At 70.0% G+C, this 26,300-nt stretch carries 20 protein-coding genes; 7 read left to right on the plus strand and 13 right to left on the minus strand.

All coding sequences use genetic code 11. The features are described 5' to 3' along the window. Positions 1-103: 103 nt before the first annotated feature. Both ileS and ABTU92_RS15840 read right to left on the minus strand, forming a co-directional pair. A complete protein-coding gene (ileS, locus tag ABTU92_RS15835; protein WP_408092275.1) occupies positions 104-3,232 on the minus strand; it encodes an isoleucine--tRNA ligase in 3,129 nt (1,042 codons plus the stop codon). Positions 3,233-3,474: 242 nt separating this feature from the next. After that, positions 3,475-4,485 carry a bifunctional riboflavin kinase/FAD synthetase gene (locus tag ABTU92_RS15840; RefSeq protein ID WP_408092277.1) on the minus strand — a complete coding sequence of 337 codons (1,011 nt, stop codon included), beginning with the start codon at positions 4,483-4,485 and terminating at the stop codon, positions 3,475-3,477. A 391-nt stretch (positions 4,486-4,876) separates the two neighbouring features. Here ABTU92_RS15840 and ABTU92_RS15845 point away from each other — a divergent pair, with 391 nt between their 5' ends. Together ABTU92_RS15845 and ABTU92_RS15850 are read left to right on the plus strand one after the other, a co-directional pair. Beyond that, a complete protein-coding gene (locus tag ABTU92_RS15845) occupies positions 4,877-5,260 on the plus strand; it encodes a response regulator (protein WP_408092279.1) in 384 nt (127 codons plus the stop codon). A gap of 88 nt (positions 5,261-5,348) precedes the next feature. Beyond that, positions 5,349-5,993, plus strand: a complete 645-nt coding sequence (locus ABTU92_RS15850; protein ID WP_408092281.1) for a protein phosphatase CheZ — start codon at positions 5,349-5,351, stop codon at positions 5,991-5,993. A gap of 119 nt (positions 5,994-6,112) precedes the next feature. Here the strand turns inward: ABTU92_RS15850 and ABTU92_RS15855 are convergent, their stop codons facing one another. Continuing rightward, positions 6,113-6,982, minus strand: coding sequence for a TIGR01459 family HAD-type hydrolase (locus ABTU92_RS15855; RefSeq protein ID WP_408092283.1), 870 nt, complete (start codon positions 6,980-6,982; stop codon positions 6,113-6,115). A gap of 279 nt (positions 6,983-7,261) precedes the next feature. Continuing rightward, positions 7,262-9,301, minus strand: a complete 2,040-nt coding sequence (locus ABTU92_RS15860; protein ID WP_408092285.1) for an EAL domain-containing protein — start codon at positions 9,299-9,301, stop codon at positions 7,262-7,264. Between the two features lie 200 nt (positions 9,302-9,501). Here ABTU92_RS15860 and ABTU92_RS15865 point away from each other — a divergent pair, with 200 nt between their 5' ends. After that, positions 9,502-9,699 carry a heavy-metal-associated domain-containing protein gene (locus tag ABTU92_RS15865; RefSeq protein ID WP_111421263.1) on the plus strand — a complete coding sequence of 66 codons (198 nt, stop codon included), beginning with the start codon at positions 9,502-9,504 and terminating at the stop codon, positions 9,697-9,699. 69 nt (positions 9,700-9,768) lie between these two features. On the opposite strand, the gene ABTU92_RS15870 is transcribed toward ABTU92_RS15865, so the two are convergent. The 4 genes from ABTU92_RS15870 to ABTU92_RS15885 form a co-directional block, all read right to left on the minus strand. Then, positions 9,769-10,641: an EF-hand domain-containing protein gene (locus tag ABTU92_RS15870; protein WP_408092287.1), complete on the minus strand. Its 873-nt coding sequence runs from the start codon at positions 10,639-10,641 to the stop codon at positions 9,769-9,771. A gap of 268 nt (positions 10,642-10,909) precedes the next feature. Beyond that, complete coding sequence (locus tag ABTU92_RS15875; RefSeq protein ID WP_408092289.1) at positions 10,910-11,458, minus strand: EF-hand domain-containing protein; 549 nt, start codon at positions 11,456-11,458, stop codon at positions 10,910-10,912. Between the two features lie 661 nt (positions 11,459-12,119). After that, a protein-coding gene (prfB, locus tag ABTU92_RS15880) for a peptide chain release factor 2 (protein ID WP_408092291.1) occupies positions 12,120-13,251 on the minus strand; the annotation gives its coding sequence in 2 pieces (ribosomal slippage) (positions 12,120-13,181 and positions 13,183-13,251; 1,131 coding nt in all). Between the two features lie 192 nt (positions 13,252-13,443). Further along, positions 13,444-13,587, minus strand: a complete 144-nt coding sequence (locus ABTU92_RS15885) for a hypothetical protein (protein ID WP_408092293.1) — start codon at positions 13,585-13,587, stop codon at positions 13,444-13,446. Positions 13,588-13,933: 346 nt separating this feature from the next. On the opposite strand from ABTU92_RS15885, the gene ABTU92_RS15890 reads away from it, so the two are divergent. Next, a complete protein-coding gene (locus ABTU92_RS15890; RefSeq protein ID WP_408092295.1) occupies positions 13,934-14,095 on the plus strand; it encodes a hypothetical protein in 162 nt (53 codons plus the stop codon). Positions 14,096-14,414: 319 nt separating this feature from the next. Next, positions 14,415-14,576: a hypothetical protein gene (locus ABTU92_RS15895; protein WP_408092297.1), complete on the plus strand. Its 162-nt coding sequence runs from the start codon at positions 14,415-14,417 to the stop codon at positions 14,574-14,576. 217 nt (positions 14,577-14,793) lie between these two features. On the opposite strand, the gene ABTU92_RS15900 is transcribed toward ABTU92_RS15895, so the two are convergent. The 3 genes from ABTU92_RS15900 to ABTU92_RS15910 all read right to left on the minus strand — a co-directional run bounded on the left by ABTU92_RS15900 (position 14,794) and on the right by ABTU92_RS15910 (position 19,665). Further along, a complete protein-coding gene (locus tag ABTU92_RS15900; RefSeq protein ID WP_408092299.1) occupies positions 14,794-17,262 on the minus strand; it encodes a penicillin-binding protein 1A in 2,469 nt (822 codons plus the stop codon). 233 nt (positions 17,263-17,495) lie between these two features. Next, the gene (locus ABTU92_RS15905; protein WP_408092301.1) at positions 17,496-17,795 is read right to left on the minus strand and encodes a hypothetical protein; all 300 of its coding nucleotides are present in this window, start codon (positions 17,793-17,795) and stop codon (positions 17,496-17,498) included. Positions 17,796-18,360: 565 nt separating this feature from the next. Next, positions 18,361-19,665 carry an N-acetylmuramoyl-L-alanine amidase gene (locus ABTU92_RS15910; protein ID WP_408092303.1) on the minus strand — a complete coding sequence of 435 codons (1,305 nt, stop codon included), beginning with the start codon at positions 19,663-19,665 and terminating at the stop codon, positions 18,361-18,363. A gap of 741 nt (positions 19,666-20,406) precedes the next feature. Here ABTU92_RS15910 and ABTU92_RS15915 point away from each other — a divergent pair. Then, positions 20,407-23,874: an Rne/Rng family ribonuclease gene (locus tag ABTU92_RS15915; RefSeq protein WP_408092305.1), complete on the plus strand. Its 3,468-nt coding sequence runs from the start codon at positions 20,407-20,409 to the stop codon at positions 23,872-23,874. Between the two features lie 126 nt (positions 23,875-24,000). On the opposite strand, the gene ABTU92_RS15920 is transcribed toward ABTU92_RS15915, so the two are convergent. Further along, positions 24,001-24,747 (minus strand): SDR family oxidoreductase, encoded by a 747-nt coding sequence (locus tag ABTU92_RS15920; RefSeq protein WP_408092307.1) that lies wholly within the window; start codon positions 24,745-24,747, stop codon positions 24,001-24,003. A 97-nt stretch (positions 24,748-24,844) separates the two neighbouring features. Between ABTU92_RS15920 and ABTU92_RS15925 the strand changes: the two genes are divergently transcribed. Further along, a complete protein-coding gene (locus ABTU92_RS15925) occupies positions 24,845-25,753 on the plus strand; it encodes a LysR family transcriptional regulator (RefSeq protein WP_408092309.1) in 909 nt (302 codons plus the stop codon). Here the strand turns inward: ABTU92_RS15925 and ABTU92_RS15930 are convergent. Then, positions 25,716-26,300, minus strand: a 585-nt coding sequence (locus ABTU92_RS15930; protein WP_408092311.1) for a DUF6456 domain-containing protein, incomplete at its 5' end; no start/stop codon positions are given. The genes ABTU92_RS15925 and ABTU92_RS15930 overlap by 38 nt on opposite strands.

Raw genomic sequence — 26,300 nt, forward strand, 5'->3', positions numbered from 1 at the left:
GACTCGCGGAGACGCCCCCTCACCCGAAGTCCGCGCTGCACGCGCGGACTTCGACCTCTCCCCGCCAGCGGGGAGAAGTGAACAAGGGAGGCGTCTCGCACGATCATTCCGCCGCCGGGGAGAGCGCGTCGCGCTCGCGCAGGGCCTGGGCGTCGCGCGGGGTGACGTCGGGGTACTGCGGATCGGAGCCGACGGCGGGCGAGATCTTCCACGAGCGGGCGCATTTGGTGCCCTCGGCGCGGCGCGGCAGCACGGCGGCGCCCGGCACCTCGGCGAGCCGGAACGCATCCTCGGGCCCGTTCGCCTCGATCAGCGTGGCGCCCGACGTGATGCAGATTTCCGCCAGGTCGAGGTCGACCACGGCACGGAACAGATCGTCGTCGCTCACATAGACGAGCGGGTCCGCCTCCAGCGACGAGCCGATGCGCTTGCCGGCGCGCTCCAGCTCCAGCGCCCCGGTGACGACGCGGCGCACCGCGCGGGCCTTGCGCCAGGTCTCGGCGAGCCCCTCGTTGCGCCAGCTCTCCGGCACCTCGGGGAAGGTCTCCAGATGCACCGAGCCGTCGCGCCCGGGATAGCGCGCCAGCCACGCCTCCTCGGCCGTGAAGCAGAGGATCGGCGCCAGCCACGTCACGGTGCAGCGGAAGATCTGATCGAGAACGGTGAGGCAAGCCTTGCGGGTCACCGACGAGATCGGATCGCAGTAGAGCGCGTCCTTGCGGATGTCGAAATAGAAGGCCGACAGGTCCACGGTCATGAACTGGGTCAGTACCGCGAAAATGCGCTTGTAGTCGAAGTTGGCATAGGCCTCGCGCACCGTTCCGTCGAGCTCGGCGAGCCGGTGCAGCATGTATCGCTCGAGCGACGGCATGCGCTCGACCTTGACGCGATCCTGATCACGGAAATGCGCCAGGTTGCCGAGCATCCAGCGCAGCGTGTTGCGCAGCTTGCGATAGGTATCGACCGTGGTCTTGATGATCTCCGGGCCGATGCGCTGATCGTCCCAGTAGTCGCAGGAGCCGACCCACAGGCGCACGATGTCGGCGCCGTGCTGCTTGATCAGATCCTGCGGCGCCACCGTGTTGCCGAGCGACTTCGACATCTTTCGGCCCTGCTCGTCGAGCGTGAAGCCGTGGGTGACGACGACGTCGAAGGGCGCGCGGCCGCGGGTGCCGCACGACTCGAGCAGCGACGAGTGGAACCAGCCGCGGTGCTGGTCCGAGCCTTCCAGATACATGACCTGATCACGACCGCCGTCGACCTTGCGTCGGATGCCGGCCAGCGTCGCGAAGTTCTCCGGGTCCTCCAGCACGAAGGCGTGGGTCGATCCTGAATCGAACCAGACGTCGAGAATGTCGTCGACCTTCTGCCACCCCTCGGCGGCGCGGTTGCCCAGGAAACGCTCGCGCGCTCCGGCCGCGTACCAGGCATCCGCCCCTTCGGTCTCGAAGGCCGCGACGATACGGGCGTTGACGGCCTCGTCCTGAAGGATCTCGACCTCGCCGTGGCCCTTCTCACGCACGAACACCGTGATCGGCACGCCCCAGGCGCGCTGGCGCGAGATCACCCAGTCGGGCCGGCTCTCGATCATGCCGGTGATGCGGTTCTGGCCCTGCGACGGCACCCAGCGGGTCGCCTTGATGGCCTTGAGGGCACGGGCGCGGAGCGTGTCGCCGGACTTGGCGGCATCACCCGCCGCGATGTCCTGGTCCATGGCGATGAACCACTGCGGCGTGTTGCGGAAGATCACCGGCTTCTTGGAGCGCCACGAATGCGGATACTGATGCTTCAGTTTTCCACGCGCGAGAAGGTTGCCGGCCTCCACCAGCGCCTTGATCACCGCCTCGTTGGCGTCGCCCTTTTCGCCTTTTTCGGTGATGACGCGGCGGCCGACGAAGCCCGGAGCATCGTCGGTGTAGCGGCCGTCGGCATCGACCGTGTAGGGGATTTTCGTGGAGATGCCGCGCTCGGCGAGCCGGCGGCCGTACTCCATCCAGATCTCGAAGTCTTCGCGGCCGTGGCCGGGCGCGGTGTGGACGAAGCCGGTGCCGGTCGAGTCGTCGACATGCTCGCCGTCGAGCAGCGGCACCGCGAAGTCGTAGCCCCCGACGGACTTGAGCGGATGGTCGCAGACGAGCTCGCCCAGCACGTCGGCCGGCACGGCCCGCACCTTCTCGAAGGCGACGACGCGGGCCTGTTTGAGAACGTCCTCGGCGAGCTTGTCGGCGAGGATCAGAAGGTCGCCGGTCTTGGCCCAGTTGTCGGCGGGCGCGTCCGTGACCTTGTAGAGGCCGTAGCCGATCTTGTGCGAGAAGCTGATGGCGCGGTTGCCGGGAAGCGTCCACGGCGTCGTCGTCCAGATGACGACGGACGCGCCGGCCAGGTCACCTCTCCCCGCGCGCGGGGAGAGGTCGACGTTCGCGCGTTGAGCGCGGACGTCGGGTGAGGGGGCGTCTCCGTATCCACGAGAGGCCCCCTCACCCGACTCGCCGCTCCGCGGCGAGCCACCCTCTCCCCGCGTGCGGGGAGAGGGAACAGAGACCGGAAACTTCACCCACACCGTGTCGCTGGTGAAATCCTCGTACTCGACCTCGGCCTCGGCGAGCGCGGTGCGCTCGACCACCGACCACATCACCGGCTTACTGCCGCGATAGAGCGTGCCGTTCGCCGCGAACTTCATGATCTCGCGGGCGATCTGCGCCTCGGCCGGGAAGCTCATGGTGGTGTAGGGGTGGTCCCAGTCGCCGACCACGCCGAGCCGCTTGAACTCCTCGCGCTGCACCGACAGCCAGTGCTCCGCGTAGCGCCGGCACTCCTGGCGGAACGCGATCATGGCGGACGGGTCCGACAGGTCGGGCTTCGCCTTGCCCTTCTTGCGGTAGTTCTCCTCCTCGATCTTCCACTCGATCGGCAGGCCGTGGCAGTCCCAGCCCGGCACGTAGTTCGAGTCGAAGCCCAGCATCTGCTGCGAGCGGGTGACGAGATCTTTCAGGACCTTGTTGAGCGCGTGCCCGATATGGATGTGGCCGTTGGCATAGGGCGGCCCGTCGTGGAGCACGAACTTGGCGCGTCCCTGAGAGGCCTGGCGCAACCGGCCGTAGAGGTCGATCGTCGCCCAATGGGCCAGGATGTCCGGCTCCTTCTGCGGCAGACCCGCCCGCATGGGGAAGTCGGTCACCGGCAGAAACAGCGTTTTCGAATAGTCGCGGGTCGTCGTCACGGCGTCGGTCATGGCGCGCCGTTCTTAACAAGGCGCCGCCGGCCCGTGAAGGGCAAAGGGGGCTGCCGGCCGCGCTTCCCTCCTTCAGGAACGCTTCATCGTCCGCGGCGCCCGCTCTCCCTCTCCCCGCTGGCGGGGGAGGGTTGGGGTGAGGGGGCGTTTCGTGGATACGGAGACGCCCCCTCACCCGGATTTCCCGCGCGAGCGCGCGAAATCCGGCCTCTCCCCGCGTGCGGGGAGAGGTGAAGGGCGCCCTACCCGCGCTTCGTCACCGCCACGTCGGCGAGCTGCGGGAAGGCGTTGCCGGCGCCGGCGAGGATCTGCCGGGCGGCCTTCGAATCCTCGTTCATTCGATCGATCAGGTCCTCGACGGCGCGGAACTTCAGTTCCGGCCGCAGGAAGGCATAGAAGGCGACGTCGATCGTCTTGCCGTAGAGGTCGCCCTTGAAGTCGAACAGGAACGCCTCGAGCAGGGTGACGCCGGTGTCGAACATCGGCCGCCGGCCGAAATTGGCGACGCCGTCGTAGCGCTTGCCCTCGACGCCGACCCGCACCGCATAGACGCCGTGGCGCAGCTTGCAGTTGGGATCGAGCTTCAGGTTGGCGGTCGGATAGCCGAGGTCGCGGCCGCGGCTGTCGCCGTGCACCACCTCGCCGGATTGGAACCAGGGATAGCCGAGCAGCCGCCAGGCGTGCTCGACCTCGCCGCGGGTCAGGGCCGAGCGAACCCCGCCGGACGACACCCGCTCGCCGGCGTCGAGCAGCGGCGGGGCGATGTCGACCGAAAATCCCAGCCGCTCGCCCTCCTTGCGGAGGAACTCGGTGGTGCCGGCCCGGCCCTTGCCGAACTGGAAGTCGAAGCCGGTCGCGACGCCGGCCACCTTGTAGCGCTCGACCAGCACGGTCTGGACGAACTCGGCCGGGGTCAGCGCGGCGAGCGCCCGGTCGAAGCCCATCACGATCGCCCCGTCGAGACCCGTGGCGGCGAGGAGCCGCACCTTCTCGTCGACGCTGGAGAGGCGGAAGTCCGGCGTCTCCGGGTCGAACAGGACGCGCGGATGCGGCTCGAACGTCATCGCGGCGGCGGGCTTGCCGAGCGCGCGGGCACGCGCCTGCGCGGCCTGGATGACGGCGCGGTGGCCGCGATGGACGCCGTCGAAATTGCCGAGCGCGACGACGGCGCCGTCGAGCCCCTGCGGGGCGGGCCCGTCCAGGCGGTCGCGGATCAGCCGGAACGAGGGCGCGGGAAACGAGATGTCGGTCATGGCTTCGGCACGGTCACGGGTTGCGGACGAACGGGTGAAAAACGAGCGGGCGGCGGACGAGCGGGCGGTGCGACGGCGGGCCGAGGCGAGGGCTGCGGAGCACTTTCGCGAACGCCGGTGTCATGTTCCGAATCTGCGGTTAACGAATCCCGACGGCCGCACCTAAACCACGAGCAAACTTAGGGCTTTTCGTTTGCCACAAATCCGCCCCAGGGCCGTCTCGGCGACCCGATGGAGGGCCGATTAACCGGATATTCAAAGGGCGCAGCTAACGTCCAACCCCAGTGGGGAGAAACCTGGGTGTATCTCGGGCGGTGGGACCTGTCCACACGCCGTACAACAGCGACAGGACACTGCGTACTCCCGGTTTGTTGCGTAACGGAGTGAGGACATGGCGATCGACCTTTCGATGCCCGTGCTCGTCGTGGATGACTACAACACGATGATCCGGATCATCCGCAATCTGCTCAAGCAGATCGGTTTCGAGGATATCGACGACGCGGCGGACGGGTCCGCGGCGCTCGGCAAGATGCGCGAGAAGCGGTACGGCCTCGTCATCTCCGACTGGAACATGGAGCCGATGACCGGCTACGAGCTCCTCAAGGAGGTCCGCGCCGATCCGAGCCTCTCGAAGACGCCGTTCATCATGGTGACGGCCGAGTCGAAGACCGAGAACGTCATCGCGGCCAAGAAGGCCGGCGTGAACAACTACATCGTCAAGCCCTTCAACGCCCAGACCCTGCAGAGCAAGATCCAGGCGGTGTTCGGCGACTAGCCGTCCGGGTCGCCGTCGAGGCGGTCCCGGGTTCGTCCGGGGGCCGGCGGCTCGACACGGCGCAGCAGATCCTTGAGGAGAGCTCGCGATGGCGAGGGTCAACACGCAGCAACTCGAGAGCCTGATCGAGTGCCTGCATCAGAAGAAGGGCGAGGACGTCTCGCTCGCCGAGGTCCTCTCGCTCGCCGAGATCACCGCGAAGTCGCTGCACGTGTTCTTCGAAGCGATGGACACGGCGATCTACCGCGAGATGCACGAGATCGCCGGCTACATCGAGCGGATGCGCGGCGAGATCGGCGCCTTGCGGGTCGACGAGATCAAGCAGGACCGAATCCCGGCCGCCGGCCACGAGCTGAGCGCGATCGTCAAGGCGACCGAAGGCGCGACCAACACGATCATGGAATGCGCCGAGACCTTGATGGCCGCCGACACCAGCGATCCGGCCAAGTTCCAGGCGCTCGTGCAGGACAAGATGCTGGTCATCTTCGAGGCCTGCTCGTTCCAGGACATCACCGGCCAGCGTATCGCCAAGGTGATCGAGACCCTGCAGAACATCGAGAGCCGGGTCAGCCGCTTCGCCAGCGTCGTCGGGCCGACCGGAGGCGCCGTCCCCGTCTATGCGAGCGACGAGGAACGCGCCCGCGCCGAGCGCAAGGAGCGCCTGCTCCTCAACGGCCCGCAGCTCGACGGCTACGCCATCGACCAGAAGGCGGTCGACGACATGTTCAAGTGAGCGGCGTCGAGTGACCGGCCGCCGCCCCGAGCGGCGCGCCGTCACGCCACGACGAACGACCGAAGGCCGGGCACGCCCGGCCTTTCGCGTTTCGGGCGCCGCTGATCACGCCAGCCGGCTCACCACGCCAGCCGGCGCGTCACCACGGCGGGCAGCACGCCGGCCTCGGTGAAGATCGCGGCGAGCGCCCCGTGGTCGACCGTCTCGCGGCCGCCGAGCTCCTCGGCGTGGATGCCGGCGGTGACGAACAGGCAGTCGATGCCGAACGCCACCGCGCCCTTGAGGTCGGTGCGCACCGAATCGCCGACCGCCAGGATGCGGCCGTGCGGCACCGCGGCGCCGCGCAGCCGCTCGGCGCAGGCGAGCGCCCGCTCGTAGATCGGCCGGTAGGGCTTGCCCGTGAACATCACGGCACCGCCCAGGCTCTCGTACAGATCCGCGACGGCGCCGGCGCAATAGACCAGCCGGTCGCCGCGCTCCACCACCCGGTCCGGGTTGGCGCAGACCATGAACAGGTCGCGCGCCTTCATGGCCGTTGCGAGGTCGCGGTAATCCTCCGGCGTCTCGGTTTCGTCGTCGAACAGGCCGGAGCACACCGCATATTGCGCCTCCTCGACCGTGGTGAAGCGCAGCTCCAGTCCGTCGAACATGGAGAAGTCGCGCTCCGGGCCGATGTGCAGCACGGGCTGGTCGCGGCGCGCCTCGATCTCGGCACGGGCGACGTCGCCGGAGGTGACGACGGCGTCATAGGTGTCGCGCGGCACCTTCAGGCCGTCGAGGAAGTCGACCACCACGTCGCCGTCGCGCGGCGCGTTGGTGAGGAGCACGACGCGGCCGCCGCCGGCGCGGTAGCGCTGCAGGGCGTCGATGGTCTCGGGAAACGGCGCGATGCCGTTGTGGACGACGCCCCACACGTCGCAGAACAGGACGTCGTAGCAGCTCGCCAGCGGCGCGAAATGGTCGGTCAGCGTCGGAAACGGGATGCTCATCGTCGTCCGGTCGGTCGGAGGGAGCCGAGGTCCTATCCGATCGCCGTGCCGCCGTCACCCCCGCGGGGTGACGGAGCGCGGCGACGCGCACAGGCGCTGAGCTCAGGCGTGAAGGCACAGCCTCTCGGTCGTCGTCCGCGCAGGTGGACGACCCAGTCTCCAGCGGCGTTCGTTGTTCGACTCGAAACGTCTCGGCGTACTGGGTGCTCCGCCTTCGCGGAGCATGACGACGGAGAGGCATCGGACCTGACTTGGCGCCTATGCGCCCCCGACGGCCGATCAGCCGCCCGTCGTCGACTTGCGGGCCATCATGCCGCGGGCGATCTGGGCCAGCACGGTGCCGGGATGGCCGCGCGCCGCGCTGCCGACGCGGCGCTCGCCCGGGATGGTCGGCGGCAGCACGGCCGGCGCCACCGCCGCGGGCGGCGGATTGGCCGAGGCGACCAGGGTCGGCACCGACGGGATCACGGGCAGCTCGGCGGTCGTGTCCGGCGCAGCCGCGGGAGCCGCGGCGGGCGTCGCCGTCGGCGTGAGCGCGGCGATCGGCACTGCCCCACCCATCGACAGAGCGCCGGGCGGCAGCGACACGGCGATGGGCGCCGCGGCGGGCAACGATGCCGGCGCGGCCGGTGTCGGCGCGACCGGCGTCGCGGCGGGCGTCACCACGGCGGTCGGCGCGGGGCCGGGCAGCGGCGTCGCGAAGGCGGACGGCGACGGCATCACCACGGCCGGGCGCAGGCCGAGGACGGCCGCGAGGCTGGCAGCGGGCGACAGCGGCGCGGCCGGCGCAACGGCGGGGGCGGTCGGGGCAGCCGCGGCGGCGGCCTTCGGCATGGACACCGGGATGGGCGCGGCGGCCAGGGGGACCGGGGCGAACCCGAGCGCCGGCCCGGGCGTCGCGGCCGTCGCCGGACGGTTGTCGAGCATGCCGAGGTCGCCGAGCCTCTCGGTGCCGCCCTGCAGCACCTCGGGCCGCACCGGGCGAGGCGGCGAGAACAGGAAGCCCTGGCCGTATTTCAGGTCGTAGTCGAGCAGGTCGACCACGGTCGCCTCGGTCTCGATCTTCTCGGCGATCAGCTCGATGCCGTAGCGGCCGAGCAGGCCCGAAAGGTCGGCCGGGTGGATGTCGGTGGTCGCCGTGTGGCGGGCGAGCAGCAGCGAGGCCGGCACCTTGACGAAGCGGAAGCCGCGGTCGGCGAGGTCGCGCGGCTCGAACCGCATGTCGACGACATGGTCGAGCGAGAGGCGGAAGCCGCGGTCGGTGAGCGAGGCGAGGCTCTCGTTCTCCATCGGCCCGAAGGACCGGTAGGCATCCTGCCGGAACTCGAACACGAAGGACGGCGCGATGGCCCGGTTGGCGTCGACGAACTCGTTGAACTGCGGGAAGAACTGCGGGTCCACCAGGGTCGCGGCCGAAACGTTGCAGAACAGCCCGATGTCGCGGTTCTTGCCGATCAGCCGGCGGACGATCTGGACGCAGCGGAACAGCATGGCGTTGTCGAGCCGGGCGACCAGGCCGGCCGCCTCGGCGACCGGCAGCACCTCGGACGGCATCAGGACCTCGCCGTCGCGCGAGCGCAGCCGCGCCACCGCCTCGTAGAAGCGCACCTTGCGCTGCGGCAGCATCACGATCGGCTGCAGCAGGAGGTCGAGCCGGCCGGCGTCGAGCGCCTCGCGCACCATGTCGACCGCCGCCTCGCGGGGCAGCCGAGAGAAGCGGCTGCCGGGCGCAGCCGACGCCGGCGCGGCCGAGAGGGCGGCCTCCGTCGTGCCGCTGGCGACGGCCGGCGCGGCGACGGCGGTTTCGTCCGCCGGTGCGGCCGGTGCGCTCGACGACGGAACCGCGGCGGGCGCCGGACCGGCGGCGCCGGCCGCGGCATGTGCGCCCTTGTAGGGGCTGCCCGGCGCCCCGGAGCGCAGCAGCGTGTCGTGGGTGGCGACCGTCTCGGCGAGCTGGCTCAGGAGCGCGCCGAGCTCGCCCAGCTCGTCGGACAAGGGCTTCGCCGCCTCGCCGACCCGGTCGAGGACGCCGTCGAGGCGCGACTCCATGGTGGCGACGCGGCGGCCGAGATCGAGCACCTGGCGGGCCAGATCCGTGGTGCCGCGCGAAAGATCGGCGAGCGAGCCGGTGGCGTCGCCGCCGCGGTCGCGCGCCTTGAGGGCGACCGCGTTGTAGACGGCGAGCCCGGTGAAGGCGACCAGCGTGACGATCGCCGTCTCGGCCGCGTTGGTGCCCACATAGAGGTACATGAGCGTGCCGAGCGAACCGGCGATCAGCGCCATGCACAGGCCGACGAAGACGGCACCGACGCGGGCCATTACGAGCTCCGAGAACACCGAGACAGGTTGCGGGATATCAAGGTGATTCGCCGCGCCAGCTCACACTCTCGACAACCGTGCCGGGGGGTGCAAGCGCGTCGGGACGAAATCTGTCGATATGCCGTCATCCGGCCACAGCAACTCTTGCCGCGCGGGTCGTGGCGCCCCAGGTAACGACACGAAGAAAGGTCTAGAACACCATGGTTACGTTGAATGTCACCGGGATGACCTGCGACGGCTGTGTCCGCGCGGTCGAGCGGATCATCAAGGCGCAGGATCCGCAGGCCAACGTGACGATCGACCTCGGCAGCGGCCGGGTCGAGGCGGCGACCTCGGCGGCGCCGGCCGCGCTGGTCGAGGCGATCGAGGCCGCCGGCTTCGGCGCCAAGGCGGCGTGAGGCAACGAGGTTCCGCGTGCCCGGTTCGTGGCGCCTCGCGCCGCGGCCGGGACACGAGGCGATGCCGGATCAGGCGCTCCGAGCGACGCCGTTGCGCGTGTCGCTGCCGGACACCATCGATGCCGCAACGGTGTCGAGCATCGCCTTCAGGCTGCGTGACAGCTCGTCCTGGCTGACCGATCCGTCCGCGTCCTCGTCGAGCGACGCGAAGACACCGTCGGCCGTCTCGGTCGTGTCGCCGCTCGCGGTCGCGAGGCTCTCCAGCTCGCTCTGCGACACCGAACCGTCGCCGTCGGTGTCGAGGGCCGCGACGATGTCGGAGGCCGTTCCGTCGAGACCGCGGCCGCCACCCTTCCCGTCCGGCGGCGGTTGTGGCGGCGCCCCGATCGCCGAGACGAACTGCGACTCCGTGAGCGAGCCGGAGCCGCTCGTGTCGAGCATCGAGAACAGGCTCTCGCCCAGCTCCTCCGAGCCGCCGAGCGACTGCACATAGGTCGAGAACTCGGCCGCCGTGACGCTGCCGTCGTCGTCTCCGTCGATGGTGTCGACCATCTGCTGGAGCGGATTGTCCACCGCGGCCGCCATGCCGGTCGGCGAGCCGGCGGTGCCGACCGCCGAGACGCTCGACCCGCTCGACGACGCCGCCCCGTCGCCGCTGCCCGCGCCGGAGACCTGCTGCAGCATCATCAGCATCGCCATCACCTCGCCCCCGAGACCATTGCCGGAACCCGAGGAGGCGCCACGCTCGTCGTCGCGGGGCGGCGGCGCCTCGCGCGCGGCGCCGAGCATGTCGAGAAAAGACGAACCGCTCGACGTTCCCGTCGTGCTCCCGGCCGCACTGCTCGACGCGGTGCGCGACGTGTCGGCCGCGCTGCTCGTCTGCAGGAGCTGCATCAGCGACCACAGGCTCGCGGTGTCGGTCGTGCTGGTGGTGGTGGACATCCGGTTCCCCCGAGGCGCACGTCGCCGCCGCCGGTCACGCGCGAGGCGTCGCGCCGGCCCCGCGAGGATCGTCCGCGTGAGCATGTACGGGGCTTATACGGGCGAGGGTGCGGGTTCCGGCAGACCGTGGCAGCACGGCGGCCCGGATTTGCGTTTCGGGATGTATCGGACAGCGCCCGGTTCTCGCGCGCGAACGCCGAACTTGGACGGCAGGACGGTCAGGCGCACCGGCCTTCCCGGACGGGTCTACGGCGCGGCGCCCACCCCGTCAGGCCGAGGCCGAGAAGGGCGGCCGGCGATCGTCGGTCCCGAGCGTCGCGTCGGCCGCCTCGGCCGACTGACGCACCGCCGCCGCCATGCCGTCGCGGGTGATGAAGCCCTGCGCCGTGGCGTCGATCTTGGTGAACATGCGTTCGGCGAAGCTCGTCGTGCCGCCGCGCGCCTCGATGAAGGAGACGAACTCGGCGCGGCCGATGCGGCCGTCGCCGTCGGTGTCCATGGCGCGGAAGACCTGGTCGATCCGACCATCGGCCGTGCCGGCGCGGCCGCGCGCCCGCGCTCCGCCGGCCGGGTCGCCCGAGGTCTGCTGGACCGTGAGCAGGAACGCCATGGTCTCGCTGCTGAGCGAGTACTTGCCGGCGCTGCCCGGTCCGTTGAGGTCGGCGGTGCCGCCGGTGGCCGGCAGGAAGCCGGGCCCGTGCTCGGTCGAGCCGTGCGGCCGCTGCAGCTCGCCCCGGACCGCGCCTTTGCGCGAGAGCAGGTTCAGCAGGGTCTCGGTGTCCGCCATTCCGGCGGACGTGATTCTCGCGCTGGACATCCACCCTCCTGGCCAGGACGGTCCAAGTCCCAATCGCCCAAGTCCCGTTCTCGGGGGCTTCGCGAGGAGCGTCTGCCGGGCGACTTGCCATCGGCAGAGGACGCGCGACGCGGCGCTCCCAAGCAGACACGCCGCAGGGCGTGTCGGCGGCAGTCCACGGTCGAGGCTTTCACCTTCGAGGCTTTCACCCCCGAAGCTTCCACCCCCGAAGCTTCCACCTTCGAAGCTTCCACCTTCGAGGCTATAGTCCCTTCCTGCTGCGAGGCTTCGTCGCCGACCGGACCTCGAACCGGGGACGGCACTGTTCGCTCACGCGACCTGCTCACGCGACATCTGGCTGCGACGCGGGTCGATCCGAACGCCGTCGATCCCGCGACGTGAACGCATGCGGCGACTGGAACACGACGCCGGCGGAACGCGGCCGCGAGGCCACCCGCACGCCGGACACTCCTCACCGGAGCTCTGGGCACGCTGTCCCGCCGCCGTGAGGAGGCTGGAACGAAAACGAATCACCGCGAGCCCGGAAATGGTTTCCGACTCGTAAAATTCTAGAGCACGTTGGTGAAAAGAGCAAATTTCGCGCCAGCAAGGGTCGCCCGCTGGCGACCGCTGCGGCGGCGGCCGGCATCGCGGCGCGGCCGAGAGGGGGCGGAGCCGCCCCCTACTCCACGTCCTCGACCTGCTCCGGACCGCCGCCGAACGCCTTCTGGGCGAGCGTCGCCTCCATGAAGCGGTCGAGGTCGCCGTCGAGCACGCCGCCGGTGTCGGAGGTCTGCACGCCGGTGCGGAGGTCCTTCACCATCTGGTACGGCTGCAGCACGTAGGACCGGATCTGGTGGCCCCAGCCGATGTCGGTCTTGGCCTCGAACTCGGCCACCGCCGCCGCTTCGCGCTTCTTCAGCTCGATCTCGTAGAGGCGGGCACGCAGCATGTTCCAGGCAGTGGCCCGATTCTTGTGCTGCGAGCGCTCGGCCTGGCAGACCACCGCCAGCCCGGTCGGGATGTGGGTGAGGCGCACCGCCGATTCGGTCTTGTTGACGTGCTGGCCGCCGGCGCCGCCCGATCGCATGGTGTCGGTGCGCACGTCCGACTCCTTGACGTCGATGACGATGCGGTCGTCGATCACCGGATAGACGTCGACGCTGGCGAACGAGGTGTGCCGGCGGGCGTTCGAGTCGAACGGCGAGATGCGCACCAGCCGGTGGACGCCGCGCTCGGTCTTCAGCCAGCCATAGGCGTTGTGGCCCTTGATGATGATCGTCGACGACTTGATGCCGGCCTCTTCGCCCTCGGTCTCTTCCAGGTACTCGATCTTGTAGCCGTGCTGCTCGGCCCAGCGCGTGTACATGCGCAGGAGCATGTTGGCCCAGTCCTGGCTCTCGGTGCCGCCGGCCCCGGCATGCACCTCGAGGTAGGTGTCGTTGGGATCGGCCTCGCCGGAGAGCAGCGCCTCGAGCTGGCGGCGGTCGACCTCGGCCTTGAGGCCGGCGAGCGCCGCCTCGGCCTCGCCGACCACGGCCGCGTCGTTCTCGGACTCGCCGAGCTCGATCAGCATGATCTGGTCGTCGAGCTCCTGCTCGATACGACCGATCGCGGTCAGGCTGTCTTCCAGGCTGGTGCGCTCCTGCATCAGGCGCTGCGCCTTCTGCGGGTCGTTCCAGAGATCGGGATCCTCGGCGAGCTTGTTCAGCTCCGCAAGGCGCGCGCGGGCCTTGTCGAAGTCAAAGATGCCTCCTCAGCAGCCCGACCGACTGCTTGATCTCTTCCACCACGGACACGGTTTCCGCGCGCATCGCCTGTCACCTTCCCGGCCGTCTCCGGCCGCGGACCTCATGAAACCGCCGCGACCGGCCGGCCGCGGCGTCGTCTCGAATGCCGGTGCCGCATGTAGCGGCCCGGGCGCGCCGGCGCAACCCGCGCTGCGACGCGTCGCACCGCGACGGTCGGCCCCGCCCGCGTCACGGCGGATCGCGCGGGCGACACGCTCAGTCGAGCAGCATCGCGGCCGTCCACAGGCCGCCCGAGACGAGGAAGACGGAGAGGCGCGGCGTCGACATGAGGGCCGAGGCGGTGAGCGCGGTCGCGAAAGCCGCCGTCCAGCCGGCCAGGAGGACAACGAGACGTGCCAAGACGAATCCCATGGGTCTCCCCGCAAGGTTCACCGTCCCCATGGGCACGGTGCCGAGCGTTCGGCCCGCACGCAACCCCCGACGGTCAGGGCCCGCGCGCACATTGTCGCGAGCCCGGCTACGATGCCCGCAGGAAGGACAGAACTTATATTCGTTTTTTCAGATCGACGCCCGGGTTCTGGAATGTCGCATCGCAATCGAAAATTAATCAATAAAATCTTATTCGATTCCTTGCCATTGCTGCGCCGCAATAACACATCAGGAGAGACCCAACGACCCCGACCCGCCGCGACGCGGTGGGTTCTCGGGATCGCTCAACGAATTGCGATCAGGAGCGCATGTAGGAATGATTCAGAGTTCGAAAGTCGGCGCTGCCGCCCCGCGCACCCATAAGGCCACGCTGCTCGGCCGCGCCCTCGCCGGCGTCGGCTCGATGCTGGAGGTTCTGCGCGAGGCCCAGGCGATGCGGGCGGATGCCCAGCGTCGCTATCCCTTCGTCGAGACCTGACCGGCGAGCCGGGCCGGCGTGATCCGCCGGCCCGGATGCCGCGTAAGACATACGATCGGCCAGACAGGCCGGCCAGGAGAGATCCCCTCTAGGCTGGTGTCCGACTCGGCTTCGCCGAGGGATAGCAAGGGCCGCGGCACGGGGCCTGCTGCCGGATTAGGCCGATCCGAGCGCAGGAATTAGACGAATGGACCCCGATTGTTGAATTCGCGTCAAATGTGCATGTGCGAAGGCGGGGTTTTTCAATCGTGCGCATACGGCCATATGAGACGAGACAGACAGCGGTGAACCGCTGCTCAGGAATTCGAGGGAGCCGACCATGACCGACTTTGCCATTCCGACCCGTCCCGCCACCGAGGGTGCCGTGGCGCGCGCCGCCGCGACCGTGAAGGCCGTTGTCGGCGAGGTTCGCCGCAGCTTCGCCGAGGTTTCGCGGATGCGCCGCGAGGCGGCCGAGCGCTATCCGTTCGTCCAGGAGTGAACCGGGGTTCGCGAGCCACCCGGCTCGCCGCCCCGGCGGCATTCGGCCGACCGCAGGAGCGCCTCCAGGGATCCTCGACACAAGGCCCGACCTCCGAACAAAAAACCCCCGCATGGCGGGGGTTTTTTGTTGTCTGTGGCTCCGGTCTCTGCGGATCGGCTTGCCGGCATCCCGTGCGGGTCGGGCGCGGGGCCGTCGACGGCTCCGCCGCGGCGACTCAGTACAGTCCGCCCGTGCCGGTGCGCACCGCCCGGTCGACCTCCGGCGTGACGCCGAGCGGCTGCCCGTCGGGGCCGAGCGTCCCGGCATAGGTGGTCGATTCGGCCGGCGCGGTGCCCGGCTTGTAGGCCTCGAGGATCGCCTTGGTGGTGCCGGGTCCGGCGCGCGTGCCGCTCGCCGCGTCGATGCGGATCAGCTTGATGCCGGGCGGCACCCGGAACGGCACCGGGGCCTTGTCGGCGAGCGCCACCTTCAGGAAGTCGCGCACGATCGGCGCCGCCATGTGGCCGCCCGAGGCGCCGCGGCCGATGTGACGCGGCTTGTCGTAGCCGAGATAGACGCCGACCGCGAGCTCGGGCGTGAAGCCGACGAACCACACGTCCTTCTCGTCGTTGGTGGTGCCGGTCTTGCCGGCCACCGGCTTGCCGACCGCGGCGACCGCATTGCCGGTGCCGCGCTGGACGACGCCCTCCATGATCGAGGTGATCTGGTACGCGGTCATCGGGTCGAGCACCTGCTCGCGGCGATCGATCAGGCCGGGCTCCGGCTGGTTCTGCCAGCCGTCGGCCTCGCAGCCGCGGCACTCGCGCTGGTCGTGCTTGTAGACGGTCTTGCCGGTGCGGTCCTGGATGCGGTCGATCAGGGTGGGGGTGATGCGCCGGCCGCCGTTGGCGATCATCGAGTAGGCCGTCACCATCCGCATCACGGTCGTCTCGCCGGCCCCGAGCGCATAGGAGAGGTAGGGCGGCATGTGGTCGTAGATGCCGAACCGCTTGGCGTATTCCGCGACCAGCGGCATGCCGATGTCCTGGGTCAGCCGCACCGTCATCACATTGCGCGAGTGCTCGATGCCGAATCGCAGCGTCTGCGGACCGTAATACTTGCCGGTCGAGTAGTTCTCCGGCCGCCACACGCCGATGCCGGGGCCCTGGTCGATCTCGATCGGGGCGTCGACCACGATGGTGGAGGGCGTGTAGCCGTTGTCGAGGGCGGCCGCATAGACCAGCGGCTTGATCGACGAGCCGGGCTGGCGCATCGCCTGGGTGGCGCGGTCGAACTGGCTCTGGTCGAACGAGAAGCCGCCGACCAGCGCGACCACGCGGCCGGTCACCGGGTCCATCACCACCATGGCGCCGGAGATTTCCGGGATCTGGCGCAGCCGGAACTGGCCGTCCTTGCCGGCGACCGGCTCGACATAGACGACGTCGCCCGGCTCCAGCACCTGCGAGGTCTTGGCGACCGCCTTGCCGCGCGCCGGTCCGCTGGTCGCCTTGGCCCATTTCAGCCCGTCGAGCGGCAGGATGCCGACCTCGCGCTCGCGCTTGACGGCGCCGCCCGGCTCGCGCCCCGGCTGCAGGCCGATGCGGGCCGCCTGATCGGCCGTCTCCAGCACCACGGCGAGCCGCCACGGGGCGACGTCGCTCAGGGCGCGCACGTCGGCGAGCCGCGGCCCCCAGTCGCCGGTCACGTCGATCCTGGTCACGGGGCCGCGCCAGCCCTGCCCTTCGTCGAAGCGCACCAGGCCGTCCGTGAACGCCTTGCGGGCCATCACCTGGAGCTTGGGGTCGAGCGTGGTGCGGATCGAAAGGCCGCCCTCGTAGAGGCGCTTCTCGCCGAACTTCTCCAGAATCTCGCGGCGCACCTCCTCGGCGAAATACTCGCCGGCGAAAATGTGGGCGCCGGTCGGCCGCGGCGTGACGTTGAGCGGGGTCTTCTTGGCGGCCTCGCCGTCGGCGGCCGTCACGTAGCCGTTCTCGACCATGCGGTCGATGACGTAGTTGCGGCGCTCGACCGCCCGGTCGCGCTGGCGGAACGGGTGGAGCTGCGAGGGGGCCTTCGGCAGGGCCGCCAGATAGGCCGCCTCCGCGACGGTCAGGTCGTTGACCGACTTGTCGAAATAGAGGAGCGACGCGGCCGCGACGCCGTAGGCCGAGAAGCCCAGATAGATCTCGTTGAGATAGAGCTCGAGGATGCGGTCCTTGGAGTAGGCCCGCTCGATCTTCAGCGCCAGCAGCGCCTCCTTGATCTTGCGGTCGAACGACACCTCGTTGGTGAGCAGGAAGTTTTTCGCGACCTGCTGCGTGATGGTCGAGGCGCCCTGCGGGCGACGGCTCGAGCCGATGTTCTGGACGAACAGGAGGCCGGCGCGGGCGATGCCGGTGAAGTCGAGGCCGCCGTGCTCGTAGAAGTTCTTGTCCTCGGCCGAGATGAAGGCGTTGATCACCTGCTTGGGGATCGCCTGGATCGGCAGATAGAGCCGGCGCTCGCGGGCGTATTCGGCGAGCAGCGCGCCGTCGACCGCGTGGACGCGGGTCATCACCGGCGGCTCGTATTCCTGGAGCTGGGTGTAGTCGGGCAGGTCCTTGGAGAAATGCCAGATCATCCCGGCCGCGGCCGCGATCCCCACCAGGAACACGATGGTCCCGAGCGTGAACAGGAAGCCGAAGAACCGCAGCATCAATCGCATCGCCCCAATCCCCGTTGGCGCTGCCGGCGGTCGGCCGTGTCGCCCCTACCGCGCCCGGCCCTGCCGGGCCCGCTTGCCGCGACCGCCGTCCGCCCGGGCGGAATCCACCCGTCGTGCCGCCCGTAGGTCGCCCGGTTTTATGGTCAAACTGAGGCTCGGGCGAGCGATGAGAAGGCATCGCCACCTGGCGAAGATGGACTGAACCGCATGCCGTTGCGACGGCCCCGCCAAGATTATCGGGTGCCTGCCGCTACGCTCGCCTGCGGTTGGGGCAGAAGCTTTACCCCAGCTACAGAAGCAGCTGTGACGAGCCCCCCGATGACCATCGCAATGACCACGACCCGCCAAGTTCCCGGCTTATCATCGAGTTTGGCACTAATTGCCGCGACGTCAGTGGCCGCAGCACGCGTGTCGATCTTCGCCTCGATGCGCGCGAGCCCTTCCCGGATAGAGCCAGAGTCACTCTGGATCCGCTCGACTGCCTTTTGTAGGCCTTCGGCGATGGCTTCGAGTTTGGCAACACGCTCGTTCATGCCGTCTGATGTGCCTCCTCCGCCCGGCGGTCGCAAGGGCCCTCCAGGCGGTCTTCCTTGACCAAGTCTTTCCCCTATCGAAACAACGTTCTCATACGCACCTGTGTTATCCGGCATTCGACCGCCCCCGCAGAGCGGACACGATTAACCCCGTAATGAACTGCCGCAGATAGTTATCGCTCTCGATATTCGCACGCTTGAACTCAGAGAGCGTCATGTTGGCCTCTGAAGTTCTACCATTAGACCAATGAACAAGCGTCTGATCGAGCAATCTTTGCGACTCGTTTGACTTAAGGAGTCCAAACATAAGGTGGTCGATATCTTGACGAGTGAGCGGAGCGACAATCCGTTCACTTGAGGGCACATCCATCCATTGCTCAAGAAGCTGGATCGGTATCTGAAACGTTTCAGGGAGAGGCGGGAATGTAGGCGGTCCGAACGATTTGGGCCTAGCTTCCTGATCGGAGCCTGAATTGGGTTCTGTATCGCTCATGACGAGAGTGAAGCACATCGACAAAGCAACTTCTAGTGATCGTCCGTCTACGCGCTTCAGGCGGCGCCCCCCTCAATTCCCCCCCGCTCCCGCCCCCGCCCCGCCCCCTGCCGCGCCGGCGGCCTTGGCTTCGGCCGGGGCGGCGAGCCTCGGCTGGAAGAAGGCGTCGACGGCGCGGACGATCGACTCGGCCGCCTTGGCGCGCCAGGCGTCGGAGAGCATCAGCTTGAGGTCGGTCTTGCTCGACACGTAGCCGAGCTCGACCAGCACGGAGGGCACGTCGGGGGCGGTCAGCACCCGGAAGCCGGCCGACTTCAGCGGCTGCTTGTGCAGCTTGGCGGCCGACTTCAGCTCGCCCGCCAGAGTGCGGGCGAACTGGTTCGAGTAGTTCTTGGTCTCGCGCTGGGCGAGGTCGATCAGGATGTCGGCGATGTCGTCCGGCTCGGCCGAGAGGTCGACGCCGGCGATCACGTCGGCCTTGTTCTCGGCCTCCGCCAGGCGCCCCGCCTCGGCATCGGAGGCGTGCTCGGACAGCGTGTAGATGGTCGCCCCCTCGGCGCCGCCGTCGCGGCGGGCGAGCGCGTCGCAATGGATCGAGATGAACAGCGCCGCCTCGCGGCTGCGGGCGAAGCGCACCCGCTCGCCGAGCGGGATGAAGCGGTCGTCCGAGCGGGTCATCACCACCCGGTACTTGCCGGTCTGCTCGAGCTTGTCGCGCAGCATCAGGCCGAAGGCGAGGACGATGGTCTTTTCCTCCTCGCCGCTCGGCGCCCGGGTGCCGTTGTCGATGCCGCCATGGCCGGGGTCGACGACGACGATCGGGCGCGGGTCGCCGTTCTGCTTGGCGTCCGGCTCGGTCCGGCGCGTCTCGCGCGGCAGCCGGTTGTCGATCGCGGCGGCGCGCAGGAAGGTCGCCCGGTCGACGGCGGCGAGGTCGAGGACCAGGCGGGCCGGCAGCCCGTCGGCCGGCTCCAGCACGAAGGCGCGCTCGACCCGCACCGGTCCGGTGGTGTCGAGCACGATGCGCGAGCCGCCCGGCATCACCAGCCCGTAGCGGAACGCCTTGACCAGGCCGCGCGCCCGCTCGCCGGTCTTGGCCGGGAGCTGGAACGTCACCTGCGGCATGTCGACGATGACCCGGTACGGGTCGGCGAGCGTGAACGCCCGCACCTCGATGGTCTTCGACAGGTCGACGACGAATCGGGTCTGCCCGGCGTCGCCGGCGAGGCGCGCATCGGTGGCGACCGGAAAGTCCGGAATCGTGACCGGAACCGCCGAGCCCGAGGCGCGCGCCGGCTCCGCCGCCCGTGCGACGGGGACGTGCAGTGCGCCGACAATGGCGGCAATCGCCAAGGCGAGGGCCAGTCCCCGTCCCACCGCCGCATGCCTCCCCGTGCTGCTTCCCGAATAAACTCTGACGGTTAACGTGGGCTTTCTCGCGGCGGCGCCGGCCCGGACACGGCCGCAGGCCGGCAGCCGGCTGCCTGTCGGCGAGGCAACTGGCTGATCATCAAGCGATTCCCGTCCCGCCCTCGCAGTTCCGTGACACGCATGCGGCTTGCCAATAGGGCATGACGCGCCTTAATAAGAGCTGCTGGTGGATCGAGAGAGACCGAACGCTCCTGTTTCGGCGTCCGGAACCCTCGAAGGTCCGCCCACCGTTTTCGCCGTCGCCCCGCACGGCGGATCGCGAAAACGGTCTCGAGAGGCTTGCTTGCGAGAGGCTTTGCTTGCGAGAGGCTTGCAGCGAAGGGCCTGCGGCGCGAGACTTGCAGCGGGTCCGCCGCGAGAGGCCGCCGCCTTCGAAGGACGATTCGATGCGTTTGCGATCCGATCGGACGTTCACGCGAGACATCCTCAGCCCCTAAGACCCGTCATGGCCACGGCGCGTGGCCCAGCACCCCAGGATTCGGAGCCGATGTCCGGGACAATGAACGAGGAGCACATTGCCGGGCGCTGCGAAAGAGCGCCGGCGCTCCCGTCCTCCCGCGGACCGCGACTCGCGCTTCGTGTCGTTCCTGCTTTCCACCCCCCCTTCGGCGCGCAACGTCCGACGCTTGATCCCGGTCCCGCGGGTGGACCGGATCGCGCGCGGCCGCGCCGCAACGAGACACCGACATGGCGAATAAGATGCTCATCGACGCGACCCACCCGGAAGAGACCCGGGTCGTCGTGCTCCGTGGAAACCGCGTAGAGGAATTCGATTTCGAGTCGGCGAGCCGCCGGCAGCTGCGAGGCAACATCTACCTGGCCAAGGTGACGCGGGTCGAGCCCTCGCTCCAGGCCGCGTTCGTCGACTATGGCGGCAACCGCCACGGCTTCCTGGCGTTCAGCGAAATCCACCCGGACTACTACCAGATCCCGGTCGCCGACCGGCAGATGCTGATCGACGAGGAGGAGCGCGCCCACCGGGCCGCCGAGGCCGAGGCCGACCGCCGCGCCGCCGCCCGCTCGGGCGCCCGCCAGATCCCGGCCGAGCGCCCGCCCCATCGTGACGACCGGGTGGCGAGCGAGCCGGTGCCGGCGGCACCCGCCTCCGATGCAGCCGTCTCCGAGGCGCGCGAGTCGCAGGCCCCCACCGCCGATGCCGCCGGGTTCGGCGCCCCCTCCGCCGATGCATCCGCCACCGACGCATCCGCCACCGACGCATTCGCCACCGACGCATCCGCCGAAGCCATGCCCGCGGGCGCCGGCCCGGTCGAGACCCCGCACATCCCCTCGCCCGGCGAGGCGCAGACCGAGCTCGCCTTCGCCCGTTCCGAGAGCGACATCCCGCCGGCCGCGCCGGCCCTGACCGAGCCGACCACGGCCGTGGCCGAGGCGGCTGCGGCGGCGCCCGCGGGTGACGCCGACGCCACCCCGCCCACCGAGCCCGTTCCGCCGCCGGTCGTCGCCGAGGGCGAGGCCGTCGCCAGCGAGCCGGCCGCCCCGGCCGAGCCGACACCGGTCGCCGCCCTCGACGGCGAGGTCCTGCCGCCCGCCCCGTCCGCGGACTCCGCCACGCCCGGCAACGGCCACGACGTGGAGGACGACGACGAGGACGACGACGAGGAGGATGACGACGAGGACGAGGAGGAGGACGACGACGACGAGGAGGAAGAGGAGGAGGTCGTCGAGTCGGTCGGCGGTGCCGACGCGCTCGAGGAGCTGCCCGATCGCACCCCGCGCTATCGTCGCCAGTACAAGATCCAGGAGGTGATCAAGCGCCGGCAGGTCATGCTGGTGCAGGTCGTCAAGGAGGAGCGCGGCACCAAGGGCGCGGCGCTGACCACCTACCTCTCGCTCGCCGGCCGCTACTCGGTGCTGATGCCGAACACGGCGCGCGGCGGCGGCATCAGCCGCAAGATCACCAACACCCAGGACCGCAAGCGCCTGAAGGAGATCGCCCAGGACCTCGAGGTTCCGGAGGGGATGGGCGTCATCCTGCGCACCGCCGGCGCGGCGCGCACCAAGACCGAGGTGAAGCGCGACTTCGAGTATCTGCTGCGCGTGTGGGAGCAGGTCCGCGACCTCACCCTCAAGTCTTCGGCCCCGACCCTCGTCTACGAGGAGGGCTCGGTGGTGAAGCGGGCGATCCGCGATCTCTACAACAAGGAGATCGACGAGGTCATCGTCGCCGGCGAGGACGCCTATCGCGAGGCCAAGGACTTCATGCGCATGCTCATGCCGAGCCATGCGAAGAACGTGAAGCTCTACGCCGAGCCGCAGCCCCTGCTGACCCGCTACGGCGTCGAGACCCAGCTCGACGCGATGTTCTCGCCGACCGTGCAGCTCCGCTCCGGCGGCTACATCGTCCTGAACCAGACCGAGGCGCTGGTCGCCATCGACGTGAACTCGGGCCGCGCGACGCGCGAGCACCACATCGAGGACACGGCCCTCAAGACCAACCTCGAGGCCTGCGAGGAGGTCGCCCGCCAGCTCCGCCTGCGCGACCTCGCCGGCCTGATCGTCATCGACTTCATCGACATGGACGAGAAGCGGAACAACCGTTCCGTCGAGCGCAAGCTGAAGGAGTGTCTGAAGAACGACCGCGCCCGCATCCAGGTCGGCCGGATCTCGCATTTCGGCCTGATGGAGATGTCGCGGCAGCGCATCCGCACCAGCGTGTTCGAGAGCTCGACCGAGAAGTGCCCGCATTGCGGCGGCACCGGCCACGTCCGCTCGGTCTCGTCGGTCGCCCTGCAGTGCCTGCGCATGCTCGAAGAGACGCTCATGCGCGGCGCCACCCATAATCTCACGATCCGCACCGGCACCGACACGGCGCTCTACATCCTCAACCACAAGCGCGCCCACCTCGCCGAGCTGGAGCAGCGCTTCCGGCTGGTCCTCACCGTGCGGGCCGACGAGAGCGTGATGGGGGCGCATCCGTTCGTCATCGAGAAGAACGAGCAGGTGCACTCGCTCGAGCAGGCGCGCGCCATCGCGGCGCAATCGGCCGCGGCGCTGCCGGCGCCGTCGCGGATCGAGGAGGACGACGAGGACGAGATCGAGGCCGAGGCCTACGAGGCCGAGGTCGACGAGGACGAGGTCGAGGAGACCGAGGCACGCACCGACACCGAGAACGGCGACGGCGAGGGCGACGGTCGTGGCCGCCGCCGGCGCCGCCGGCGGCGCGGTCGTCGCGGCGACGAGCGCGAGGAGCGCGGCGAGCGCGGCCCGATGGTGGCGCGCGCGCCGGCCGGCGAGGCCGAGGCGGGCGAGACCGAGGGCGACGACGAGGCCGACGGTGACGACGCGGAGGGCGAAGGCCAGGCCGCACGAAACGACGGCGAGGGCGAGAACGGCGACGGCGGACGTCGGCGTCGCCGGCGCGGTCGCCGCGGTGGCCGGCGCAATCGCCGGCAGGATGGCGCCCCGGGGCCGCTCGGGGGTCCGGAGCCCGGCTTCGACCTGGTCGAGCCCGAGCTCGCCCACGCCATCGAGGATTTCGGCGGACCAAGGCTCGGCGAGGAGATCCCGTCCGGCGAGCAGCCCGAGCTGCCCGTGTCGGCCGACGCCGCGCCGCGCGCCGCGGTCGGCGACGAGGCACCGGTCACATCGACCCCGGCGGATGCGCCGGTCGAGCGTGGCTCCTCCTTCGCGCCGGTGACCGCAACCGCGTCCGGCTTCGACGAGATCGGACCCGAGAACCTGCCCGAGCCGGAGGCGGGCTTCGACGCGCCGCTGCGGCCGGAGCCGCGTCGCGGCCGCGGTCGCAGCCGTCATGTCGACGCGCCCCCGCCGCCGCCGGATTTCGGCCCGGTCGAACCGCCCGAGCCGCTGCAGGCGCTCGCTCCCGAGTCGGTGACGCAGGCCCCGGTCGCCCCCGCGGCCGCGCGGGCACCGGCGGCCGAGCCGGCCCCGGCCGAGCCGCCGCGCCGGCGCTCGACGGTGCGCGAGCCGGTGTCCTTCGTGCTCGGCGGCAACGGCACGTCGTCGGCCAACGGCGACGCGACCCCGCGTCCGGTCGAGCCGGCGCCCGCGCCGAGCGAGCCGGCACCGGCGCCCGAGACGTCGGCGGTCGCCCAGTCCTCTCCCGAGGCCGAGTCCGGCAAGCCGCGCCGCACCGGCTGGTGGGCCCGCAAGCTGCTCGGCGACAAGGGCTGACCGGTCAGCCACGGCGGGCGGCCCGGGCCGCCCGCGCGATCTCACGAAAAACCCCGCCGTGCGTCGCAGCGCGGCGGGGTTTCTTGTCCGGGGGCCGGCGAGGCGCGCCAGAACCGAAGTTCGGAATCAGAAGTCCTGGGAGGTCGGGCGCAGCACGATCTCGTTGACGTCGACATCGGCCGGCTGCTCGATCGCGTAGGCGATGGCGCGGGCGATCGACGACGCCGGGATCTGGCTGGTCCTGTAGAACTCCTCGAGGGCGGCGCGGCTCGCCGCGTCGCTGCTGCCGAGCTTCAGCTCGGACTCGACGGCACCGGGCTCGATGGTCGTCACCCGGATGGTCCGGCCGACCTCGTGGCGCAGCCCTTCGGAGATCGCCCGCACGGCGAACTTGGTGCCGGAGTAGACGGTGCCGCCCGGGCTGAACACCTTGATGCCGGCGACCGAAGAGATGTTCACGACGTGACCCGAGCCCTGCCGCTCGAACACCGGCAGCGCCGCGGCAATGCCGTACAGCAGCCCCTTCACGTTGATGTCGATCATCCGGTCCCACTCGTCGGTACGCCGCTGGCTCATCGGCGCGATCGCCATCAGGCCGGCATTGTTCACGATCACGTCGAGCCGGCCAAAATCCGCCACCACGTCGGCGACGAGCTCGTCGACCTGCTCCTTCCGCGTGACGTCGACCGTGTAGGCCTTCGCCTTGCCGCCGGCCGCCGCGATCTCGGCGACGATCGCCGCGAGCTTGTCGGTGCGGCGCGCCGCCAGCGCCACCACGGCGCCGCCGGCGGCGAGATGCCGGGCCGTCGCCTCGCCGATCCCGCTGCTCGCGCCCGTGATCACGACGACCTTGCCGGTGATGTTCTGGTCCATGGATGCCTCCGTGTGTTGGGTGAGGCGATACATAGACCGCGCCGGCGCAATCGCACAGATTGACAATGAACGACACCTTGGTGAGTAGTGTTCACCAATGAACCATCGCTGGCCCGACCTCGCCGCCTTCGTGGCGGTCGCCGATCATCTGAGCTTCCAGCGCGCCGCGGCGGAGCGGGGCGTCACGCGCTCGGCCCTCAGCCATGCCGTCAAGGGGCTGGAGCAGGACCTCGGCGTGAGGCTGCTCAACCGCAACACCCGCAGCGTGTCGCTGACCGAGGCCGGCCGTCTCCTGCACGGCCGGCTGAAGCCGGCCTTCGGCGACGTCGCCCAGGCGATCGAGGAGGTGAACCGCTTTCGCGACACCCCGGCCGGCACAATCCGGATCACCGTGCCGCGGCCGGTCGGCCTCGCCCTGATGGGTCCGGTGATCGCCCGGCTGGTGCGCGAGAACCCCGGGCTCGCCATCGAGGTGTCGTCCGACGATGCGCTGGTCGACATCGTCGCCGACGGCTTCGACGCCGGCATCAGGTTCGGCGAGCGCCTGCAGCAGGGCATGATCGCCACCCGCATCCCGCTGCCGATGCGCTTCGCCGTGGTCGCGGCGCCGTCCTACTTCGACGACCGCCGACGTCCCGAGCGGCCCGCCGACCTGCACGGCCATCGCTGCATTCGCTACCGCTTCCCGAGCGGGGCGACGTTCCCGTGGGAGTTCGAGAAGGACGGCGAGACCGTCACGGTGGCGGTCGACGGCCCGGTGATCCTCGACGATCAGGAGCTGATCGCCGAGGCGGCACTAGCCGGCGCGGGCCTCGCCTTCGCGTTCGAGGACCGGGTGCGGTCCTATCTCGCCAGCGGCGCGCTGGTGCGGTGCCTGGAGGATTGGACGCCGCGCTTTGACGACGTGTTCCTCTATTATCCGCACCGCGCCTACATGCCGGCCGGCCTCCGCGCCCTGATCGACATCCTCAAGGACCCGCGGCGTCCAGACCTGCCGCGTCCGTGATATCCGCCCGCCAGACCCGCATCGGTCCGGAGCGGCCGCGCGCCGTGACGGCGAGCCCATAGTGACGGGCCAGCCGATCGAGCCCGAGCTGCAGCACCACCTTGGCCGAGCGGGCCGGCCAGCCGCGCTCGCGCTCGATCTCCTCCAGCCCCTTCAGGAAGCAGCAGACGTCGAGCAGCAATCCGGAGAACTCGCGTCCCGTCGCCCGCAAGGCCGCGGCGAGGCGCTGCCGCGCCGCGAGGACCGCATCGGTCATGGCGGCCGGCCCCCCTCCCCCGCCCGACGCGCCCGGGGCGAGCGCGGCGCTCCAGTCGACCGTCACGCGCGGGCCGAGCTGGGCGAAGGTGAAGTCGGCGCGCAGCCGCTCGCCGGCGAGCAGCTGGACCGGCTCGATCATGGCGCGGCCGTCGCGCCCCTTGCGGCGGGCCAGCCAAGCGAGCGGGCTCTCCCCCTCGTCGACCAGCACGGTGCCGACCGCGGCATCGGGGTCGGGCCGGCGGGCGAGACGCAGCCGGCGCGCCCGGAACGGGCCGACCGGATCGGCGGC

The organism is Rhodoplanes sp. SY1 (genome assembly GCF_046000175.1).
Classification (GTDB): domain Bacteria; phylum Pseudomonadota; class Alphaproteobacteria; order Rhizobiales; family Xanthobacteraceae; genus Rhodoplanes.

Coding starts and splice junctions, on each gene's coding strand:
- ABTU92_RS15860 (WP_408092285.1), bottom strand. CDS start 9,301: ATGGCCCGCGTCGGTGCCGTCTTCGTCGGCCTGTGCATGGCGCTGATC.
- ABTU92_RS15905 (WP_408092301.1), bottom strand. CDS start 17,795: ATGAACGAGCGTGTTGCCAAACTCGAAGCCATCGCCGAAGGCCTACAA.
- ABTU92_RS15915 (WP_408092305.1), top strand. CDS start 20,407: ATGGCGAATAAGATGCTCATCGACGCGACCCACCCGGAAGAGACCCGG.
- ABTU92_RS15925 (WP_408092309.1), top strand. CDS start 24,845: ATGAACCATCGCTGGCCCGACCTCGCCGCCTTCGTGGCGGTCGCCGAT.
- ABTU92_RS15895 (WP_408092297.1), top strand. CDS start 14,415: ATGACCGACTTTGCCATTCCGACCCGTCCCGCCACCGAGGGTGCCGTG.
- ABTU92_RS15870 (WP_408092287.1), bottom strand. CDS start 10,641: ATGTCCACCACCACCAGCACGACCGACACCGCGAGCCTGTGGTCGCTG.
- ABTU92_RS15865 (WP_111421263.1), top strand. CDS start 9,502: ATGGTTACGTTGAATGTCACCGGGATGACCTGCGACGGCTGTGTCCGC.
- ABTU92_RS15890 (WP_408092295.1), top strand. CDS start 13,934: ATGATTCAGAGTTCGAAAGTCGGCGCTGCCGCCCCGCGCACCCATAAG.
- ABTU92_RS15920 (WP_408092307.1), bottom strand. CDS start 24,747: ATGGACCAGAACATCACCGGCAAGGTCGTCGTGATCACGGGCGCGAGC.
- ABTU92_RS15845 (WP_408092279.1), top strand. CDS start 4,877: ATGGCGATCGACCTTTCGATGCCCGTGCTCGTCGTGGATGACTACAAC.
- ABTU92_RS15900 (WP_408092299.1), bottom strand. CDS start 17,262: ATGCGATTGATGCTGCGGTTCTTCGGCTTCCTGTTCACGCTCGGGACC.
- ABTU92_RS15850 (WP_408092281.1), top strand. CDS start 5,349: ATGGCGAGGGTCAACACGCAGCAACTCGAGAGCCTGATCGAGTGCCTG.
- ABTU92_RS15875 (WP_408092289.1), bottom strand. CDS start 11,458: ATGTCCAGCGCGAGAATCACGTCCGCCGGAATGGCGGACACCGAGACC.
- ileS (WP_408092275.1), bottom strand. CDS start 3,232: ATGACCGACGCCGTGACGACGACCCGCGACTATTCGAAAACGCTGTTT.
- ABTU92_RS15855 (WP_408092283.1), bottom strand. CDS start 6,982: ATGAGCATCCCGTTTCCGACGCTGACCGACCATTTCGCGCCGCTGGCG.
- ABTU92_RS15840 (WP_408092277.1), bottom strand. CDS start 4,485: ATGACCGACATCTCGTTTCCCGCGCCCTCGTTCCGGCTGATCCGCGAC.